Source organism: Vibrio sp. A37 (genome assembly GCF_059777565.1).
Genome location: NZ_JBLNLI010000003.1, coordinates 37,527 through 56,815 on the forward strand (window position 1 = coordinate 37,527; position 19,289 = coordinate 56,815).

At 42.8% G+C, this 19,289-nt stretch carries 20 protein-coding genes; 4 read left to right on the forward strand and 16 right to left on the reverse strand.

The window, feature by feature from the left end; genetic code table 11:
* Positions 1 to 66 precede the first annotated feature (66 nt).
* Positions 67 to 489, forward strand: coding sequence for an SRPBCC family protein (locus ACM2FC_RS06205; protein WP_498480015.1), 423 nt, complete (start codon positions 67 to 69; stop codon positions 487 to 489).
* Positions 490 to 550: 61 nt separating this feature from the next.
* Here the strand turns inward: ACM2FC_RS06205 and ACM2FC_RS06210 are convergent, their stop codons facing one another.
* Together ACM2FC_RS06210 and ACM2FC_RS06215 are read right to left on the reverse strand one after the other, a co-directional pair.
* A complete protein-coding gene (locus tag ACM2FC_RS06210) occupies positions 551 to 1,972 on the reverse strand; it encodes an APC family permease (RefSeq protein WP_498480016.1) in 1,422 nt (473 codons plus the stop codon).
* Between the two features lie 123 nt (positions 1,973 to 2,095).
* On the reverse strand, positions 2,096 to 2,389 hold the full coding sequence (locus tag ACM2FC_RS06215; RefSeq protein WP_498480017.1) for a YerC/YecD family TrpR-related protein: 294 nt from the start codon (positions 2,387 to 2,389) through the stop codon (positions 2,096 to 2,098).
* A gap of 894 nt (positions 2,390 to 3,283) precedes the next feature.
* On the opposite strand from ACM2FC_RS06215, the gene ACM2FC_RS06220 reads away from it, so the two are divergent.
* Together ACM2FC_RS06220 and ACM2FC_RS06225 are read left to right on the forward strand one after the other, a co-directional pair.
* Entirely contained in the window at positions 3,284 to 3,640 is a 357-nt protein-coding gene (locus ACM2FC_RS06220) for a hypothetical protein (RefSeq protein ID WP_498480018.1), read from the forward strand.
* 23 nt (positions 3,641 to 3,663) lie between these two features.
* On the forward strand, positions 3,664 to 4,032 hold the full coding sequence (locus tag ACM2FC_RS06225; protein ID WP_498480019.1) for a hypothetical protein: 369 nt from the start codon (positions 3,664 to 3,666) through the stop codon (positions 4,030 to 4,032).
* A gap of 174 nt (positions 4,033 to 4,206) precedes the next feature.
* Here ACM2FC_RS06225 and ACM2FC_RS06230 read toward each other — a convergent pair whose 3' ends face one another.
* The 13 genes from ACM2FC_RS06230 to leuS form a co-directional block, all read right to left on the reverse strand.
* The gene (locus ACM2FC_RS06230; protein ID WP_498480020.1) at positions 4,207 to 4,533 is read right to left on the reverse strand and encodes a hypothetical protein; all 327 of its coding nucleotides are present in this window, start codon (positions 4,531 to 4,533) and stop codon (positions 4,207 to 4,209) included.
* A 151-nt stretch (positions 4,534 to 4,684) separates the two neighbouring features.
* Complete coding sequence (gene lipA, locus ACM2FC_RS06235; RefSeq protein WP_498480022.1) at positions 4,685 to 5,650, reverse strand: lipoyl synthase; 966 nt, start codon at positions 5,648 to 5,650, stop codon at positions 4,685 to 4,687.
* Positions 5,643 to 6,296: a lipoyl(octanoyl) transferase LipB gene (gene lipB / locus ACM2FC_RS06240; protein WP_498480023.1), complete on the reverse strand. Its 654-nt coding sequence runs from the start codon at positions 6,294 to 6,296 to the stop codon at positions 5,643 to 5,645. The genes lipA and lipB overlap by 8 nt, the downstream gene beginning before the upstream one ends.
* A gap of 143 nt (positions 6,297 to 6,439) precedes the next feature.
* Positions 6,440 to 6,718 (reverse strand): DUF493 family protein YbeD, encoded by a 279-nt coding sequence (gene ybeD / locus ACM2FC_RS06245; protein ID WP_498480024.1) that lies wholly within the window; start codon positions 6,716 to 6,718, stop codon positions 6,440 to 6,442.
* Positions 6,719 to 6,826: 108 nt separating this feature from the next.
* Entirely contained in the window at positions 6,827 to 8,008 is a 1,182-nt protein-coding gene (locus ACM2FC_RS06250) for a serine hydrolase (protein ID WP_498480025.1), read from the reverse strand.
* A gap of 71 nt (positions 8,009 to 8,079) precedes the next feature.
* Positions 8,080 to 8,862 carry a septal ring lytic transglycosylase RlpA family protein gene (locus ACM2FC_RS06255; protein ID WP_498480026.1) on the reverse strand — a complete coding sequence of 261 codons (783 nt, stop codon included), beginning with the start codon at positions 8,860 to 8,862 and terminating at the stop codon, positions 8,080 to 8,082.
* A 4-nt stretch (positions 8,863 to 8,866) separates the two neighbouring features.
* Positions 8,867 to 9,988, reverse strand: coding sequence for a rod shape-determining protein RodA (rodA, locus tag ACM2FC_RS06260; protein WP_498480027.1), 1,122 nt, complete (start codon positions 9,986 to 9,988; stop codon positions 8,867 to 8,869).
* Positions 9,988 to 11,880 carry a penicillin-binding protein 2 gene (gene mrdA, locus ACM2FC_RS06265; protein ID WP_498480028.1) on the reverse strand — a complete coding sequence of 631 codons (1,893 nt, stop codon included), beginning with the start codon at positions 11,878 to 11,880 and terminating at the stop codon, positions 9,988 to 9,990. Before mrdA ends, rodA begins: the two co-directional genes overlap by 1 nt.
* Positions 11,881 to 11,886: 6 nt before the next feature.
* Positions 11,887 to 12,357 carry a 23S rRNA (pseudouridine(1915)-N(3))-methyltransferase RlmH gene (gene rlmH, locus ACM2FC_RS06270; protein ID WP_498480030.1) on the reverse strand — a complete coding sequence of 157 codons (471 nt, stop codon included), beginning with the start codon at positions 12,355 to 12,357 and terminating at the stop codon, positions 11,887 to 11,889.
* Position 12,358: 1 nt separating this feature from the next.
* A complete protein-coding gene (gene rsfS, locus ACM2FC_RS06275) occupies positions 12,359 to 12,676 on the reverse strand; it encodes a ribosome silencing factor (RefSeq protein WP_237361150.1) in 318 nt (105 codons plus the stop codon).
* Between the two features lie 49 nt (positions 12,677 to 12,725).
* Positions 12,726 to 13,760: a DNA polymerase III subunit delta gene (gene holA, locus ACM2FC_RS06280; RefSeq protein WP_498480031.1), complete on the reverse strand. Its 1,035-nt coding sequence runs from the start codon at positions 13,758 to 13,760 to the stop codon at positions 12,726 to 12,728.
* The gene (locus tag ACM2FC_RS06285; RefSeq protein ID WP_498480032.1) at positions 13,761 to 14,405 is read right to left on the reverse strand and encodes an LPS-assembly lipoprotein LptE; all 645 of its coding nucleotides are present in this window, start codon (positions 14,403 to 14,405) and stop codon (positions 13,761 to 13,763) included.
* Between the two features lie 146 nt (positions 14,406 to 14,551).
* Positions 14,552 to 17,125, reverse strand: coding sequence for a leucine--tRNA ligase (gene leuS, locus ACM2FC_RS06290; protein WP_498480033.1), 2,574 nt, complete (start codon positions 17,123 to 17,125; stop codon positions 14,552 to 14,554).
* A gap of 123 nt (positions 17,126 to 17,248) precedes the next feature.
* On the opposite strand from leuS, the gene ACM2FC_RS06295 reads away from it, so the two are divergent.
* A complete protein-coding gene (locus tag ACM2FC_RS06295) occupies positions 17,249 to 17,719 on the forward strand; it encodes a zinc ribbon-containing protein (protein ID WP_498480035.1) in 471 nt (156 codons plus the stop codon).
* 31 nt (positions 17,720 to 17,750) lie between these two features.
* On the opposite strand, the gene lnt is transcribed toward ACM2FC_RS06295, so the two are convergent.
* Positions 17,751 to 19,274: an apolipoprotein N-acyltransferase gene (gene lnt, locus ACM2FC_RS06300; RefSeq protein WP_498480036.1), complete on the reverse strand. Its 1,524-nt coding sequence runs from the start codon at positions 19,272 to 19,274 to the stop codon at positions 17,751 to 17,753.
* Positions 19,275 to 19,289: the final 15 nt, after the last annotated feature.

Genomic DNA, 19,289 nt, shown 5'->3' on the forward strand with positions numbered 1-19,289 from the left:
TGATACTCCTTAGCCTAAAATTAACACAGGTGTTTCTTAGGATGTTGGCACCTTAAGGAGAGAGGTATGGGGAAGTGCTACAACAAAATAGCGGTGAACAAGCCGATCGAAGAAGTTTGGCAAGCCGTTTGTGATTTTCATGATATGGGGTGGGCAGAAGGTGTCATTACATCTGTAGAAAAAGTAGGCTCAATTGATGGCCATAAAGTGGGTGCCAAGCGTATATTAAATAATGCGTTCCACGAAACTTTGATTGACTATGATAACTACCATCATCGATTTTCTTATCGCATAGAGGATGGGCCAGGACCTGTATCGCATGATGCAGTAAAAGACTATATAGGCATAGTGCAGTTATCAAAATTACCAGAAGGAACTTTGGTCGAATGGAGCTCCTCATATCGCTCGAAGAATGAGTCAGAAGTAGCGGAGTTTTGTAACCCCATCTATTTAGCGTTGCTTGACGCAATGCGTAAAAATATTCATTAGAACCAGAAAAGGGCGAGTACCTAGGCACTCGCCCTTACATTTTGCTGTATTCAAATATCTGTTACAGAGTCTCTGATGCTAGCTTTTGTTTTTTCTCTCTTGAGTTAGCTGAAGGTAGTACGAGAGGAATAACACATACCAACACAGTGCCACCAATTAAGATAGCCTCGTAAGCGGTTTTACTCATGATGGTAATTTGTGATGGTGGTAAGAAGCCCATAGCCAATACAAATAAGCACGTAATAATACCAATACCACCAACGACACTAGCCCCGAACAGGCCGCCAGGGATGGAGTAGCCACGTGGTACGTCAGGTTGTGAGGCTTTCAGCTTGATTAACGCTGCAAATAAGAAAAGATAGAAAATAACAGAAAGCTGAGCTGTCATTGCGGTCAATAGCCAGTAGGATGCGTTAAATCCTGGGAAGAATAGGAACAACATCGCAAGCGCGGTAAAGATAACGCCTTGTACCATGAGTATCGCAATAGGTGCGCCATTTTTGGTGCTCTTTGCTAAAAATTTAGGTGCGCTGCCATCTTCACTTGCCTGGCGGATACATTTACCAGGACCAAGAATCCAAGCTGATACACCAGAGAATCCACCTAAGATAATACACACCATAATAATTGGCATCATCCAAGACATTTTGTAACTTGCAAAGAAGATCGAGAAGGAAGTGATTACCGCAGAAGACAGGTTTATCTTATCTTGCGGAATCACGATGGCTACTGCAAGTGAGCCTAGGATTGAGCAGAATAGAATAAGTACTGTCGAATATAACAGTGCTTTCGGGTAGTCCTTCTTAGGGTTTTCTACATCTTGAGCGTGAATTGCAGACATTTCCATTCCGACAAGCCCAAACAGCATACCAGACAAAATAGCGAGGTTGTTTAGGTTACTCATATCCGGTAACGCGTCGTGCCAGCTGAAGTTAATTGCAACATGCTTACCTGCCATAAGCCAGCCAGCCGCTAAAACGATAATCAGCAGCATTGGTAAAATAGTGCCGAAAATAGAGCCTAGAGTGCTAATAAGTCCAGACACACGCATACCAAAACAGTTGGCAAATGTTGCGAGCCAAAACATAACGGTAATTGCAGCGAAGATCATAGTTTTGTCAGTCGCTAAGCTTGGATCAACGATATAAAAGAAGGTGGAAGCTAAGAAGGAAAGAATCGTTGGGAACCAGATAATGTTGTAAAGCCAGAGAATCCAAGCGACAACAAAGGCTGCTTTCTTACCAAACGCTTCACGTACCCAAACGTAGATACCACCATCTTGCGGCCAACCAGTAGACATGTCAGCAGCAGCCAAAGCACTTGGGATCATGAAAAATATCGCGCCAGCAATATAATAAAAGACTAACGAAAGCCCGTATTCAGCACTGATAGGCAGAGAGCGTAGGCTATCTACTGCAATCACGTTGATCATGACTAATGAAAAGACGCTGAGCGCTTTTTTATTTTTACGATTTGTAATCATTTAAACCATACCATCAAAGTTAAGCTAATTGGGCCATTTGCCCTGTGCACTCGTCCTTGATTGCATAGCTTGAAGGTTATTAATTTTTGAAAATAACGTTTGGGTGTATTTGCCGTAAGATTGTTAATCTGATTGCGTTTTGTCTACGCGGTCGAGCAATAATTCATAGCCACCTTCACCATAATTGAGTGCTCGCGCGACTCTGCCTACCGTGGTAACACTGACACCAGTTTTGGCTGAAATTTCACGATAAGACATTTCTTGCTTTAAGCACGTAGCCACTCGCCACCTTTCCGCCATACCATGAATTTCTTGAGGTGTGCAAAGGTCACTCAAAAAAAGCTTGGTCTCTTCGGCAGAGTTAAGCTGCGCGATCGCGTTGTATAATTCTTCTGCAAGTTTGTCGGTGTTTTTCACAATATAGTGGCTTGGGTGTTTTAGTGTGCTAGTATGTTAATACACTGTAGTGATGTAGGCAACATTTTTGTGGAATGAGTAGTGGGTAGTATAGATTTTAAATCTTGCTGTTTTTTAATTAAGTTTTTGATATTTATGTTAAATAAAGGCTTTTCTTCTATTTTGGGCATGGTTGTTTATAGCGTTAAACTTATTTTATGTAGCTACATATTCTAATTAAGAGCTTAGAAAGTGTGCTTTATAATTTGGCTTTCTAATATTTTAAACTGAAAGTAGTAAATTTCGGTTTTGCTAACGCGGTATTTGGTGAAAATGTATAAAGTTGCCAACGCTATTTATAAGATTTGATGTTTGATTGTGAGGTTTAGATTTTTTTAGATTTTTTGTAAGGTCTTGTAATAGCTAAGGGAGGATGCCTATTGTTCGTTTTAAGTCACTCTTTAAGGTCTTTAACTATCCTGCCTATACCTATTGACATGTTAGAGTAAGTAAAAGGATAATAAATAAAGCCCCGCTTGAAGAGGCATGCAGGGCAAAGTGTTCACAATATGAATGAACCAATTGGCTATGTATAACTTGCAACACTCTTAGAAAAAGCGTTGCGCTATGAGCTCTAAATAAACAATACAAAACTCATAGCCGCGTTGAAAATACCCCTGTTAACTATAAAGGTTGATGGGGTTGTTTTTTATTTAACCTCGTACATAGATTTGAAACTTATACTTTCTGTTTAAAGCTCATTTCCATTGAGGCGCTCATTGGGGAATGAATATAATGAATTGGAAAGAGAATGAAAACATTAAATTGGTAGTGATATAAAACTAAATGAGTGGTTTCATTAAAATCTATAAAAAACAAAGAGATATTAGTTTATCTCAGACAAGTGATATATTTATGAAAAAGTTATTAATAGTAAATTCCATCATTGCATGGGCAATTACCATATCAGTGGTCATTTGGGCAATGAACCACGTAGATAACAATTCAAATAGCCATATGGCTAGTGAATATGCATTTGATGTAATATCACAAGCTCTATCAGGCAAGACCTCTCCAGAAGAGCAAATCAAGCAAGTTAAGTTCTGGCAAGAAAGTGGCTGGACAGCGCAAACTGGTGCTATCAAAGCGTTATGCAACATTGATAAAGACAGACTACTGACCCTTATGGATAAAGACAGTGCTAATACCATATGTAGAATGGTCAGAGTAGGTAAGCAAATTAAGTCTCTAACTCCTATTGCTACTAACTAAAAGTTAATTGTTTAAATTTAAAAATGGAATACGTAATTTCGATCCTAACCGTAATATACATACACTTACTGTTTGTAATATGGGCGTCGTATATAAACGACAAAAAAAATAAGACTATCCAAGCACCAGAAACAAGTATTAAACTTGATTCAGGTGTGTGTCGTATCAGTCGAAATGAAGAAGTCATTGCTTCTTATCGACTGAATAGTAGAAATTACAAGATATTTAAACATTTACATGAAGAAGGAGATATTGTTAGCTTTAAGGATTTATCGGATATCGCGAGAATTGACGAAGATATAGTTTACTCTTCGTTAAAAAATTTGCGTCTTTGCGATAGCTTTTTAACTATATCTCGGAAAGGCAAATGGGCAAAGTTGACTATTAGCTAATAGCTACTACGGTCATCTACGGTCTCATTAACTGAAAGAGCACGCATCCGAATAATATTTGGTGCGTGCTTTTCTTTTTTAGATTCAATAGAGAATCGAGTCTGAGTCCTAGGTTGTTTTGATCAAAACTATGTTCTCCTTAACTGAAGCTAAGGAGAGCAGAAAGTGTTATTTTTATTTAGAGATACTTAACAAAGTTCCAGACTTACATTTAAACGTATAGTATTTTCGGCTTTCATTAAACTTACCTAGCCCTTCTCCGTGGCAGTACTCAACGTTGATATCTTTCATTTTTTCTAAGGTTTGCTCATCTTTCAGGGCAAACTTCGAGCCATCAGAGCAGACAATGCGAACGCGGCCATCTTCACTCACAGAGTAAATATCCACTTCTGTATTGCAGAGTTCGAAAGAGGCTTCTCGGTAGTTATCTTCTTTAGAGTTAGAAGCGCAACCAACAAGAAACGCAGAGGTTATGAGGGCTAACAATCCAATCTTATTCATCGCCAATCCTTAGCTATTCGGGAATAGTTATTTAGGTTAGCGTATAGAACAATATGAATATATTCAAGAAACAGGAGAAGTGTTTTCGGGGTTGTTGGCATTTTGCAGAGTAGAAGCTGATAACTTAGCTTCTACTCTTTGAGCTGAGGTATTATTTTACCTCTTCACCTTTTGCTTGTAGGTCAGCATGATAAGACGAGCGAACAAACGGACCGCATGCAGCATGTGTAAAGCCCAGCCCTAGCGCAATCTCTTTAAGCTCTTCGAACTCAGCTGGTGGCACATAACGCTCTACTGGAAGGTGGTGGCGGCTAGGCGCTAGATACTGACCAAGTGTTAGCATTGTTACGCCGTGTTCGCGTAGATCTTTTAGCACTTCGACAATTTCTTCTTTTGTTTCGCCTAGTCCCATCATTAGACCCGACTTAGTTGGGACATCAGGGTGCTGCTCTTTGAACTTCTTCAGCAAGTTTAGAGACCACTTGTAGTTTGCACCAGGACGCGCTTTACGATACAGACGAGGCGCAGTTTCTAGGTTGTGGTTGAAGACATCTGGTGGGTTGTCTTTTAGAAGCTCAAGTGCGGTGTCCATACGGCCACGGAAATCCGGGACTAATGTTTCAATACGGATTTCAGGATTAAGTGCGCGAATTTCTTTATTACAGTTGGCAAAGTGCTCAGCACCACCATCACGCAAATCGTCTCGGTCAACGGACGTAATCACCACGTATTTTAGCTTCATATCTTTAATTGTTTGAGCAAGCTTTTGTGGTTCGTTGGCTTCTGGAGGAAGCGGGCGGCCATGAGCAACATCGCAGAATGGGCAGCGACGAGTACAAATTGCCCCTAGAATCATAAAGGTTGCTGTGCCGTGGTTAAAACACTCGGCGAGGTTAGGGCAAGACGCTTCTTCACATACAGAGTGAAGGTTGTTTTTGCGCATTGCTGATTTGATGTCTTGAATTCGCTGACTGTCCGCTGGGAGTTTTATTCTCATCCATTCCGGTTTACGAAGTACTTCTTTTTGCTCCGTTGGCATGTTCTTCACAGGAATCAGTGCCATCTTGTCGGCATCACGGTATTTGACGCCTTTCTCCATCTGGATTGGTTTACTCATGATTATTTGCTTCTGTAATAAATTCAACGTGCTCGTAGTTGAGCAATGATACGAGCTTTTGTATAAGCTGCTGCTCTACAGCTTCTAATGAATCAGGGCCGCCAAGTTGGCTAACTTGCACCATTTCCATGCCTTCATAACCACACGGGTTGATGCGTTGAAATGGAGATAAGTCCATGTTGACGTTAAGTGCAAGACCGTGGAAAGAACAGCCTTTACGGATGCGTAGCCCTAAAGAACAAATTTTCTTGTTATCTACGTAAACACCAGGCGCATCTGGCCTAGCATTTGATTCGATATTATACGACTTCAGAGTATTAATTACGATATTTTCGATATGCGTGACTAAACCTCTTACTCCAAGTTTTTTACGCCTTAAGTTGATAAGGAAATAGGCAACTAACTGACCTGGACCGTGATAGGTCACTTGACCGCCTCGATCACTTTGTACCACCGGTATATCGCCCGGCGCTAGCAAATGTTCTGCTTTTCCTGCCTGGCCTTGAGTGAATACAGGGTTGTGTTCAACTAACCAAACCTCATCGAGACTGTCTTCGTTTCTAGTGTCAGTGAACTCGTGCATGGCTTTCCAGACAGGAAGATAATCTTGTCGGCCAAGTTTTTTCACTATGAGTTGGTCTTGCATACCCTATTTCCTTTGGCAAAAGCCAATACAACAAAGACTTTGTATTATAAATGTAATATGCGCTGAAGGTAAAAGTTTTATTAGCACAATAAAAAAGCAGCTTGCGCTGCTTTTTTTTCGAGTTTTTATACTAACAATACCAATTACAGTACCATCCGCACGATATCTATCTCACCAAGCTCTTTGTACAGTGTTTCTACTTGCTCAATAGAGGTTGCTGTAATGTTCACTGATACCGAGTGATAGTTGCCTTTTGCACTAGGTTTCAGAGTTGGGCTATAGCTTCCAGGTGCATGGCGTTGGATAACTTCTAACACTTTTTCAGTCAATTCAGGTTTTGCGTAGCCCATTACCTTGAATGTAAACGAGCAAGGGAATTCGAGCAGATCTTTCAATTTAGCGTCTGAATTAATGTTCAACATTATAGAGGCTCCAACGATATCGATAGTAATAGGGGCGCAATAGTACTTGCAATCTCGATCGATCTCAAGAGGAAGAAAAGCGCGCTACTTTTCTTCCTATACTCGTGTCTAAAACAGTCCCTTAAAAAATAGTACGATGTGGTCCCACAGTCGACTGAAGAAGCCACCTTGTTCTACATTATCTAACGCTACAAGTGGGTACTGAGCAACGTCTTTACCATTTAATTGGTAAAAGAGTTTACCAACCACTTCCCCTTTTTTGATTGGCGCTTCGAGAGCTTTTTCAAGCACAAAGCTTGCTGTGAGGTTTTTCGCTTCTCCGCGCGGCAAGGTGACGAACGTATTTTCGTTTACACCGAGATCTACCGTGTCTTGGTTACCCATCCAAACTCTATCTTTGATAAAGGTTTCTCCGGCTTTGTGTGGTTCTACTGTTTCAAAGAAGCGGAATCCATAGGTGAGTAGTTTTTTACTTTCTGCAACGCGAGCATTTGTACTCTTTGTGCCCATAACAACGGTAATTAGGCGCATGCCACCCTGAGTAGCAGAAGTGACGAGGTTATAGCCTGCATTGCTTGTATGGCCAGTTTTTATCCCGTCCACATTTAGACTGCTGTCCCACAAAAGGCTGTTACGGTTGTATTGAGTGATGCCGTTATAAGTGAATTTTTTCTGTGCGTAGATTTTGTATTCTTCAGGTACATCCCGAATTAACGCTTGCGCCAGCAATGCCATGTCGTAAGGTGTAGTGTAAAGGTTCGGGTTATCGAGGCCATGAACATTGGTGAAATGTGAGTCTTTCATGCCAATTTTCTTTGCCCAAGAGTTCATCAAATCGACGAACGCGCCTTGAGAGCCTGCAATGTATTCAGCCATCGCAACACAAGCATCGTTACCAGAGTCTATGATAATACCTTTGTTCAAATCATCGACTGATACTTGAGTGCCAACCTCAATAAACATTTTTGAAGAGTCTGGAAAGTTTTTCGCCCAAGCATCTTTACTGATAGTGACTTTGTCGTCGCGATGAATATTGCCGTGTTTAATTTCTTGGCCAATCACGTAACTAGTCAGCATTTTAGTGAGGCTAGCTGGGTGCATCTTGCTGTTCATATTGTTCTCTGCAAGTATTTTCCCAGAGTTATAATCCATGAGGACATAACCTTTCGCTGCGATGTCAGGTGCATCAGGGATAACCATTGGCGCAGCGTAGGTTGAGAAAATAGAAAAGGTAGCAGAAAAAGTGGCCACCACTGAAAAAATTGATTTGAGAAACGTATTTTTTTTCATATCAGTACAATGTGTTTTCACATCCAAGTAATACAATTGCAAAAGAGAAAATAGCCCTAGGGCAACAAGCCTTAGCGAGTGACAGTCTTTTTCCTAATAAATGCGGTTGAGTAACCGAGTCGTTTCACTTCATTTAGGGCTTTTTGAGTCGAGTTGTAGTCTTCAAACGGACCTAAATATATTCTATATACTCCCTTATTTCTATTGATATAGCTACCGACTGAGAGCTTATCTGCTAGGTTTTTCGCCAAATTTTTTGAGCGGTCTTCATTGCTTGATGAGGCAACTTGAATGGCGTACTGCTGCAGAGTGGCAATTTTATGTTTTGCGGTTGGCTTGGCAACGTCAATGTATTGTATTTCTACGTTTGCCGTGCCCGTTTTTATTACACCGAGTTTACTTGCTGCTGCGTAACTCAGGTCAATGATTCTGCCTTGGTGGAAAGGGCCACGGTCGTTGACTCGGACTATCGCTGTTTTACCGTTATCAAGGTTGGTGACTTTAACATAACTGGGTATTGGTAAAGTCTTATGAGCGGCTGTCATTGAATACATATCGTACACTTCACCGTTGGACGTGTAGTGGCCGTGAAACTTCTCTCCATACCAAGATGCTTTACCTTTTTGTGTGAAGCCTTTTGGATTTTTGATTATGTGATAACGATGACCCCGTAAGGTGTAATCCTTGTTGCCAGCGACACTAAAAGGTTCATATTGTGGAACAGCATTTTCAATGTGAGAAGTGGATATGGGTTTTTTAGGTGCGACATCATTGGAAAGGCTGTAACGGCTGGATGATGAACATCCAGCCAGAGCAATCCCTGCAGCGATTATCGTTAATGTTTTCAGCTTCATTAATTTAGTTAGCCTTTGAGAACGCTTTTCTGTGGGTATGAATTGACATGATCATGCCAAATCCCGCCATGATGGTTACCATAGAAGTGCCGCCATAACTAATAAGAGGCAGAGGGACACCAACGACAGGAAGAATGCCGCTCACCATGCCCATGTTTACGAATACATAAACGAAAAAGCTTAACGTTAAGCTGCCAGCCATCATTCGACCAAAGGCGGTTTGAGAGTTACTGGCGAGGTATAAACCGCGGCCAATCACAAATAGGTAAGCCGCCAATAGGGCTAGGCTGCCAATCAGTCCCCATTCTTCAGCTATAACGGCAAAGATAAAGTCAGTGTGCCTTTCTGGGACGAATTCAAGTTGCGATTGTGTGCCATGCAACCAGCCTTTTCCTAACAAGCCGCCGGAGCCAATCGCAATCTTACTTTGGATAATGTGATAGCCTGCGCCAAGAGGGTCGGATTCGGGGTTAAACAAGGTCATCACTCTGAGTTTCTGATAAGGCTTCATCAAGAAAAACCACAGTATGGGTAAAAAACCACCCAGAGCAACGCCTGCGGCAGCAATGATTTTCCAACTAATACCAGCGAGAAAGATAACGAAGATACCAGAAGCGGCGATAAGAATTGAAGTTCCGAGATCAGGTTGTTTTGCAATTAAAATCGTTGGGATGAAAACGAGTACCAACGACATGACTATGGTTTGGAAGGTGGGTGGTAGAGAGCGCTTACCAATAAATCGCGCCACCATTAGAGGAACAGCTATTTTTAGAAGCTCAGAGGGCTGGAAGCGAACAAACCCTATATCTAACCAGCGCTGAGCCCCTTTAGAAGATTCGCCAAAAAGTAATACGCAGACCAATAAAACGGTTCCGACAAAATAAAGCAGTGGAGCTAAAGCTTCATATGTTCTAGGAGGGATCTGAGCTACAAGTAGCATAACGCCAAGAGATAGCCCCATGCGCATGGCTTGTCTATCCATCACCTGCATACTTTGCCCACTTGCGCTGTACATCACTATCAAGCCAAAGCCCATTATTACCAGCAAGCCAAGTACCAGTTGCAGGTCAATATGAAAGCGTTCGAAAAACGCTCTGTTTTGACCTGTTGAAGGATCTAGATCCATTATTTTTCTACCTCGTTTTTATCGCCTAACAGGGCGTAATCAAGAACTTTACGGACGAAGGAGCCCCCTTGACTAGAGCCGCCACCAGCATTTTCTAATACAACGGTGACGATAAAGCGGGGATCTTTATAGGGTGCAAAAGCCGTGAACAGTGCGTGATCGCGTAGATGTTCCGCCAGTTCTTCTGCGTTGTAGTCTTCGTCTTCGCCCAAACCAAAGACTTGTGCAGTGCCAGACTTTCCTCCACTGACATATTTTGTATTTTTAAAGTAATGTCGAGCTGTGCCCGTCTTGCCATGGTTAACTAAATTCATCCCATGTAGCGCTATATCCCAATACCGTTCTGGAACGTTATTGATTGAGTTGGGTGAAGTTGGGTATTTCTCTAAAACTTGCTTATCGAAGCTTTCACCACTGTCGATTGTTGCGCGAAGCAAGTGTGGAGAAATCACTTTGCCATGATTAACCAAAACCGAAGTTGCTTTCGCTATTTGAATAGGAGTTGCTGTCCAGTAGCCTTGGCCGATGCCAACAGGAATAGTATCACCCTCATACCAAGGTGTTTTGTGTCGAAGTTGTTTCCATTCTCTGGTAGGCATATTTGCTTTACTTTCTTCATGGATATCGACACCGGTATAATCACCGAAGCCAAACAGTCTCATCCAGCGAGAGATATCGTCTATCCCCATGTCGTAAGCGACCTGATAAAAGAAAGTATCAACCGACTCTTCAATCGCCTTAGTTACATTGACAACGCCATGACCCCATCGTTTCCAATCGCGATAAGTTTTTTTCGTTTTCGCATTTGGAATTCGCCAGTAGCCTGGATCATTACGTGTGGTTCTTGGCGTAATTACGCCTTCTTTCAATGCCGCAATAGCCATAAATGGTTTTATCGTCGAGGCTGGTGGGTAGATGCCTAATGTGGCTCGGTTAACCAGTGGGCGATTTTTATCTTGTAACAGATCTCGGTAGTCACGACTCGAAATACCACGTACAAAGGCGTTGGGGTCGTAACTTGGACTCGATACCATAGCTAAAATGCCATCGTCTTTAGGGTCGAGTACGACAGCGCTACCGCGCCTGCCTTTGAGTAATTTATAAACGTACTCTTGTAGCTTGATATCTAAGTTTAAAACAATATCTTTACCAGGAATCGGAGGGACATACTTCAATCTGCGAATGACTCGTCCACGGCTATTTACCTCTACTTCTTGGTATCCTGCTGTGCCATGGAGCAAATCTTCATAGTAACGTTCAATACCAATTTTTCCGATAAATCGAGACGCTTGATAGTTCGACTCTTTCCCTTCAGCGGCTAGCCGTTGCAAGTCTCTGTCGTTGATTCGAGAAACATACCCTATGGTATGAGTCATCATTTCCCCATAGGGATAATAACGGGTAAGACTAGCATTGACGGTTACACCAGGAAAAGCGTGTTGCTTGACAGAAAAAATAGCCACTTGCTCTGGCGTGAGGTGAGTAAGGATCGGGATCGATTTAAACCGACGGCTACGTCTCAACTCTTTTCTGAAGTCTTCAATTTGGTCAGGACTAATCACCAAAATCTTGCGTAAGCGAGAGATGGTATCATCCATGTTTCTGACTTCTTCAGGCGTAATTTCAAGGTCAAATACGGGCCGGTTTTCAGCCAAAATGACGCCGTTCCTGTCATAAATAAGTCCCCGTGTTGGGGCAATAGGGACTATTTGAATCCGATTGTCATTAGAGCGAGTTTGGTAATCCTGATAGCCACTTACTTGAAGGTTATAAAAATTGATAACCAGTAAGCCAAGCAGAAACACAATTCCGATGAATGCAGCAATTGCGCGAAACTTAAATAGTCGTGCTTCTGCCTTATAATCCCTTATTTGACTGCGCTTGCGTAACATATATTTTTATTCTCGATGATACGGATGATTCGCGGTAATACTCCAAGCTCTATAAAGACTCTCTGCCATTATCACTCTTACAAGAGGATGGGGAAGAGTCAAAGGGGAGAGTGACCAACTTTGATCTGCCGCAGCTTTGCAAGCTGGAGCGAGTCCTTCGGGGCCACCGATTAAGATTGAAACGTTGCGAGCATCGAGTTTCCATGCGTGGAGCTGCTCAGCCAATTGTTCCGTGTCCCACCGCTTTCCAGGAATGTCGAGGGTAACAATTCGGTTTCCTTTTGGCACGGCAGCAAGCATCGCTTCGCCTTCTTTTTGCAATATTCTTGCAATGTCAGCATTTTTACCTCGCTTGCCTGCTGGAATTTCCACAAGTTCCAAGGGCATATCTGCAGGAAAGCGACGTTTATATTCTTGAAAGCCTTCCTCTACCCATTTTGGCATTTTGGTGCCAACAGCAATGAGCTGAATTTTCATATCAGCCCCAAAGTTTTTCTAGTTGGTAAAGTGCTCGCTGCTCGTCTTGCATAACATGAAGCATGCTGCTGCCCATATCGACAACAACCCATTCGCCTTCAGCTTCACCATCAATACCTATTGGTTCCATTCCCGCTTTCTTTACTTCTGAAGCGACATGTTCGGCAATGGAATTCACGTGGCGTTTTGATGTTCCAGTGCAAATTACCATGTAGTCAGTGACACTGGATTTACCTTGAACGTCAATCGTTGTGATGTTTTGTGCTTTCATATCATCTGCTTTGTCAGCGAGAAATAGAGTCAGTTCGTTTTGTTGCAATGGAAGATCCTTACAAGTTCAAATAGAGATTGTTTCGGGCAGTATTATATCATGCTTTAGTAGGGAGCGATGGCAGGTTGTCAGTGTTGCTACATAGTTGTATTGATAGTTGACGCAGCCATGGCCATGCAGCAAAGGTGAAATCGGTTTTAGCATGTAGCTCGACATAAGCCAGAGTGCTGATTGCGTTGCGCAACCTCTGCTTCGTTAACCTTTGCAAGGCAGCGCTATACAATGGTTTTTTTGATTGCCATATTTTGTGCTGGGTAAATATTTGATTAATATTACTCTTTTGCAGTTCATCATGCATTTTAGAAAGAAGCATCAGCTCTTTTTGAATGGTACGTAGGAGCACAACTGGTTCAATACCCTCTATTTCAAGTTGTGAGAGTATTTTTTGGCAGCGATTGGCTTTACCAGCCAACAGAGCGTCGGTCCAATGGAAAGCGGTAAAGTGATTGTGGCGGCTTAAAGAATCTTCCAAGCGAACTAAATTAAGCTCACCATCTGGGTAATTGAGTGCTAGCTTTTCGAGGCTTTGTACGAGGGCGGTTAAGTTGCCTTCGTGCCATTGAGCGAGCATTTGAGTCGCTTCTCTGTCTGGCTTCAATCCCAGTTTTCTACAGCGAAGCTGGACAAACTGAGGTAAATGAGCAGAATCCGGAGTTAAGCAAGTTACCCAACACCCGTTAGAGTGGAGGCTTTTAAACCATTTACTGTTTTCTTGAGCTTTGGTTAGTTTGCCACCAATTAGAAGTAGCAAGATATCTGGATTGAGTGATTGCTGTAAAGATAATAGTTCTTTGCTCGTTGAAGCGTTAACCCCAGTCTCAGGCAGGACTAACTCAACGACTTTCTTGCTGCCAAATAAACTCAGTGACAAGCAACAGTCATGGATTTCTTGCCAATTGGTTGAGTCATTGATGACGTATTTGAAATGTTCATCAAAGCCTTGCAGTTTAGCTTTTGCAGTGATGGCTTGTTGAGATTCATTGATCAGTAGAGCCTCACTACCAAAAACCAAAAAGACAGGCTCTAATTGCTTAGCTAAGTGCTCTTCGAGCCTGTCAGCGTATACTCTCATTTACTCTCCTTGAGAAGAGGAAGACGATTCTGAATTGGCAGAGCTCGTTGGCGCTGAAGTTTGTTCTGCAGTTACTTCTGAGTTCTGATTAGCATTGGATTGCGCATCTATGCCGCTATCATCAGCAAGTGTCATTGAACCTGCTCTGATATTTGCTTTCAGCCTCGACATCTGAGTAAGAATTCTCTCTGCTGCGGTTTTTCTCATCTCATTTTCGAGCATATCGACTTCGACAGATTTTGCTAGGGCAGCCAAAGAGTTCGCAAGGTAGGTACGAGTTACTGTTGTGGTAAACACTTTGGATCCAAGATCAGGAATCGTGACTTGATAAGATACGGTCATTTTTAACTGTTGCTCAGCCGTCTGGGTGTTCTGATATAGCGATAAAGTTTGCGTTGCTGTGCTTTCGCTCATGATGTAAAGATTGGGAATATCTTGAGCGGGTGGAACCAAATCAACTTTGCTAAGGCGCAGCTGGTTTTTCACATCACGAGTCAAAACGCTATATTGGTCGTAACTGGTAACAGACATCTTGCTCAGTTCGTTGGGTACTGAGTAGTCGCCACGAAGGTGAAACCCACAAGCAGACAATAAAAGCGCAGAAAATAATACAGTGAAAAGTTTGAAATAAGGCTTCAGGCGCATTAGCAATAGATTTCCTTTATGCTGAACATATTTATTTTATGACTTTCGACGTTTAGCAAAACCTTAGGAACAAAAGTCATAAAATAAATAAACAGGGTGGAGTAGTTCCACCCTGTTGGACTGTTAAAAATTATATTCGTTCTAAATTAGTTAGCAACGATATTCAGAAGTTTACCTGGTACATAAATCACTTTACGGACAGTTTTTCCATCAGTGAATTTGCAAACATTCTCATCGCCAAGGCCAAGTGCTTCTACTTGCTCTTTCGTTGCGTCTGCAGCAATGGTTAGTTTAGCGCGAAGTTTGCCGTTTACTTGTACAACGATCAGCTTCTCATCTTCAACTAATGCTGATTCATCATGTTGAGGCCAACTAGCGTTGTCGACATTTTCTTCGCCTAGAGCGTTCCACATTTCGAAACAGATGTGTGGAGTGATTGGGTAAAGCATAGCAACAATCGCTTTGAGTGCCTCATCCAAAATTGCACGGTCTTGTGCATCTTCCTGTGGTGCTTTTGCTAGCTTGTTCATCAATTCCATTATTGCTGCTATTGCAGTGTTGAACGTTTGACGACGAGCAACGTCATCGCTCACTTTCGCGATCGTTTTATGTACGTCGCGACGCAACGCTTTTTGCGAAGAAGAGAGCTTACTTGCCTCAAGTGCAACAGCTTCACCTTTTTCAGTGTGCTCTTTCACTAGCTTCCACACACGTTTTAGGAAGCGGTTAGCGCCCTCAACGCCTGATTCTTGCCACTCAAGTGTCATGTCAGCAGGAGAAGCAAACATCATAAATAGACGAACAGTATCCGCGCCGTACTTATCTACCATCTCTTGTGGGTCTATACCGTTGTTTTTCGACTTAGACATTTTAATCATGCCTGAGTGTTCAACGTCACGGCCTTGGTTGTCTGTCGCAGAGCTGATGCGGCCTTTACCGTCACGCTCAACTTTAACGTCAGTTGGTGCAACCCACTCTTTGGTGCCTTTTTCATTGGTGTGGAAGAATGCATCTGCGAGCACCATGCCTTGGCAAAGAAGTTTCTTAAACGGTTCGTCAGAAGTCACGTAGCCTGCATCACGCAGTAATTTGTGGAAGAAGCGAGAGTACAGCAGGTGCATACAAGCGTGCTCAATACCACCAATGTACTGATCGACTGGCAGCCAGTAGTTTGCTTTTTCAGGATCTAAGATGTCATCTGCTTGTGGTGAGCAGTAACGAGCATAGTACCAAGATGATTCCATGAAGGTATCAAAGGTATCCGTTTCGCGAAGCGCTGGTACACCGTTGAATGTAGTTTTTGCCCACTCTTTGTCTGCTTTAATTGGGCTCGTCACGCCGTCCATCACGACGTCTTCTGGCAGTATCACAGGAAGTTGCTCAGCTGGTACTGGGTGAACTTCACCATCTTCTGTTGTCACCATTGGGATTGGTGCACCCCAGTAACGCTGACGAGAAACACCCCAGTCGCGTAGGCGGAAGTTAACAGTCTTTTTACCTTTACCAAGAGATTCTAGTTTTGCAGCAATTGCATCGAATGCAGCTTTAAACTCAAGTCCATCGAATTCGCCAGAGTTAAATAGCGTGCCTTTCTCAGTATACGCGGCTTCAGTAATATCAAGCTCACTGTCATCTGTTGGTTGAATTACAGGAGTGATCTCTAAACCATACTTAGTGGCGAACTCGTAGTCGCGCTGGTCATGTGCAGGAACTGCCATAACCGCGCCAGTGCCGTAATCCATCAATACGAAGTTCGCGACAAAAATGGGTACTTCCTTGCCCGTCAGTGGGTGGATGGCTTTTAGGCCAGTATCCATGCCTTTCTTTTCCATCGTAGCAAGTTCAGCTTCTGCTACTTTGGTGTTTTTGCACTCTTCGATAAATGCTGCAAGCTCAGGATTGCTTTGCGCGGCAATTTCTGCAAGCGGATGGCCAGCTGCGATACCTGTGTAGGTTACACCCATTAAAGTATCTGGACGAGTGGTATAAACTTCTAGGTCGTTTTGTCCTGGAACTTCAAAACTCAATTCAACCCCTTCAGAGCGACCAATCCAGTTACGCTGCATGGTTTTTACCATTTCTGGCCAACCTTCAAGGTTGTCTAGGTCGTCTAATAGCTCTTGTGCATATGCGGTGATTTTAATGAACCACTGGGGAATTTCTTTTTGCTCAACCGGAGTGTCGCAGCGCCAGCAGCAGCCATCTTCAACTTGTTCATTCGCTAGAACAGTTTGATCATTAGGACACCAGTTTACTGAAGACGTTTTTTTGTAAACTAAGCCTTTTTCATAAAGCTTAGTGAAGAATTCTTGTTCCCAGCGGTAGTACTCAGGTGTACAAGTTGCGAATTCACGACTCCAGTCATAGCCAAAACCAAGCAGTTTAAGTTGGTTTTTCATGTACTCAATATTTTCATAAGTCCATGGCGCTGGAGCTGTATTATTTTTTACGGCAGCGTTTTCAGCAGGAAGACCGAATGCATCCCAACCGATTGGTTGCATAACGTTTTTACCCTGCAGGCGTTGGAAACGCGAGATAACATCACCGATGGTGTAATTGCGCACATGTCCCATGTGAAGTCGACCACTTGGGTAAGGGAACATAGATAGACAGTAGAATTTTTCTTTATTTGGGTCTTCACTTACAACAAAGGTTTTGTTGTCATCCCAGTGCTGCTGAACTTTCTGTTCAATGTCTTGCGGGTTATATTGGTCTTGCATCGATGATATCCGGTTATCTTGGAATTTGTGAGTTCTGTACAGTCACAGACTCATTGATCGACATAGAATACCTAAAGCCGAGGTGCACAACAATAGCCAATCTATCTTGAAGGAGTTTACTGAATGCCAAAGCGCAAAGTAGGTTATGAACATATGTTCAAAGAAGTGCTAGAAACACTCAAACATAGCCCAGAAGAAGTGGCCAGAGTGTTAGAAACTTCAGGGAAGGTTATGCATGCTGCCAACGATATGACTAAAGATGAGTTGGCCTTGATTTCAGCGTACATAAAGTCGGATTTAAAAGAGTTCGCTGACAATTATGAGGAAGGAAAAAATGGTCCATTTTACTTAATGATCCGCGATTCTATTTGGCAAGGGTTGTTAGATATAACGGACAGGACCAAAGTGGAATGGGTGGAGCTATTTTCTGACTTAGAACATCAAGGGCTGTATGAGGCGGGTGAGATAATTGGTCTTGGCGTGCTTGTTTGTGAGCACTGCGGCCATAAGACAGAATACTCACATCCGACAATCATCATTCCTTGTGTAAAATGTGGCAAGAAAGAATTTAGCCGTCAGTTACTCAAGCCTTAAATTCTTCCTTACCATTTCGCATATTCAACGTTTATTGGTGTCGGCGTTTTCGCTGCCACCAAATTGAAAGCACTAAGCAAAGTGCAGCCCAGCCATACAATGGGTAAGAACCCACGTACCAGTAAGGTGTTTCCCCTTTGGTTGAGGCGACTTTAACCTTCAGCACACCGACTTGGAAACTTGGTAGCTTCGCAATAATCTGACCTCTGTAGTTAGTTACGGCAGTGACACCATTGTTGGTTGAACGAATCAGTGGTTTACCCAACTCTAATGCTCTCATCTGAGCGATCTGCATGTGTTGTAGTGGCCCAATCGAGTGCCCAAACCAAGCATCATTTGACATAGTTAGGATGAAATCCGTTTTTCGGGTTACGTTTTGTCTAACTTGATTCCCAAACAAAATTTCGTAACAGAGCGCTGGGGCAAAATAGCGACCGTTGGCAATGATATTCGGCTGAATGTAAGGACCTGCGCTGAACGATGACATCGGCAAATCAAAAAATGGCGCTAATGGTCTCAGAAGGCTTTCAAACGGTACGTACTCGCCAAATGGTAGCAAGTGATGTTTGTGATAGCGTTTTTCTGGATCGTATTTATAAGGACCGTAAGGCGTTTTTCCTATTGCAAGAATGCTGTTATAGAAATTGCCTGACTGAGTTCTGTTAATTACGCCAGTGATTAACGCAGAATTGTGTTTTCTTACTGCTTCGTCGAGACCTTTTAAAAATGGACTGACTTCATATTCTAACGCAGGTATGGCTGCTTCTGACCAAATAACAATATCTGAGCCCCAAGACTTCTCGGTAAGGCTAGTGTATTTGTTGATAATAGGCCATCGATTGTCCGGCACCCATTTGCTGGCTTGAGGGATATCACCTTGGACTAGCGCAAAGTTTGTCATTGTTGAAGGTGCTGGCGTTACCCAATTCACACTCTTTAGTCCATAACCAAGCCCTAGAATAACGAAGGGTATTAACAGTAAATTCCAGCGTTTTTTCAAGATCGCGAGAGAGGTGGCGCCTGCACATATCAGTATCGCTAGAGTGATCATTTCAACGCCGCCAATTGGCGCGTATGAAGCCAGTGGAGAACTAATTTGGCTGTAGCCTAACCAGAGCCAAGAAAAACCGGTCAAAACCCATCCGCGAAGCCAATCTGTCACCAACCATAGAGCAGGCGCGGCGAGTAAAAAACGAGACAAAGTTAGCGAGGGGAAAAATTTATTGAGACTCCATGCAAATAGCCCACTGTAAATGGCTAAATAAGCGATGAGCAAGCCCATTAAAAATAGGTTTGCTGCCAGCGGCATACCACCGAAGGTCGCAATGCTTACGTAAACCCAGCTGACACCTGTGGTGAACTGACCCAGTCCCCAAAAGTAGCCAATAGCTAGCGCTTGCTTTGATGACTGCTTATGTAGAAGAAGTATGAGTAAAATTGGGCTGACTATCGCCAGAGGCCAAATATCGTATGGAGCAAAAGCAAGCGTCGTAAACGCGCCAACCATTGCAGCCGCTAGCGGCCGCACAAGGCGAAGAGCAAATTTCTTTATCATTTTATGTATGGATAT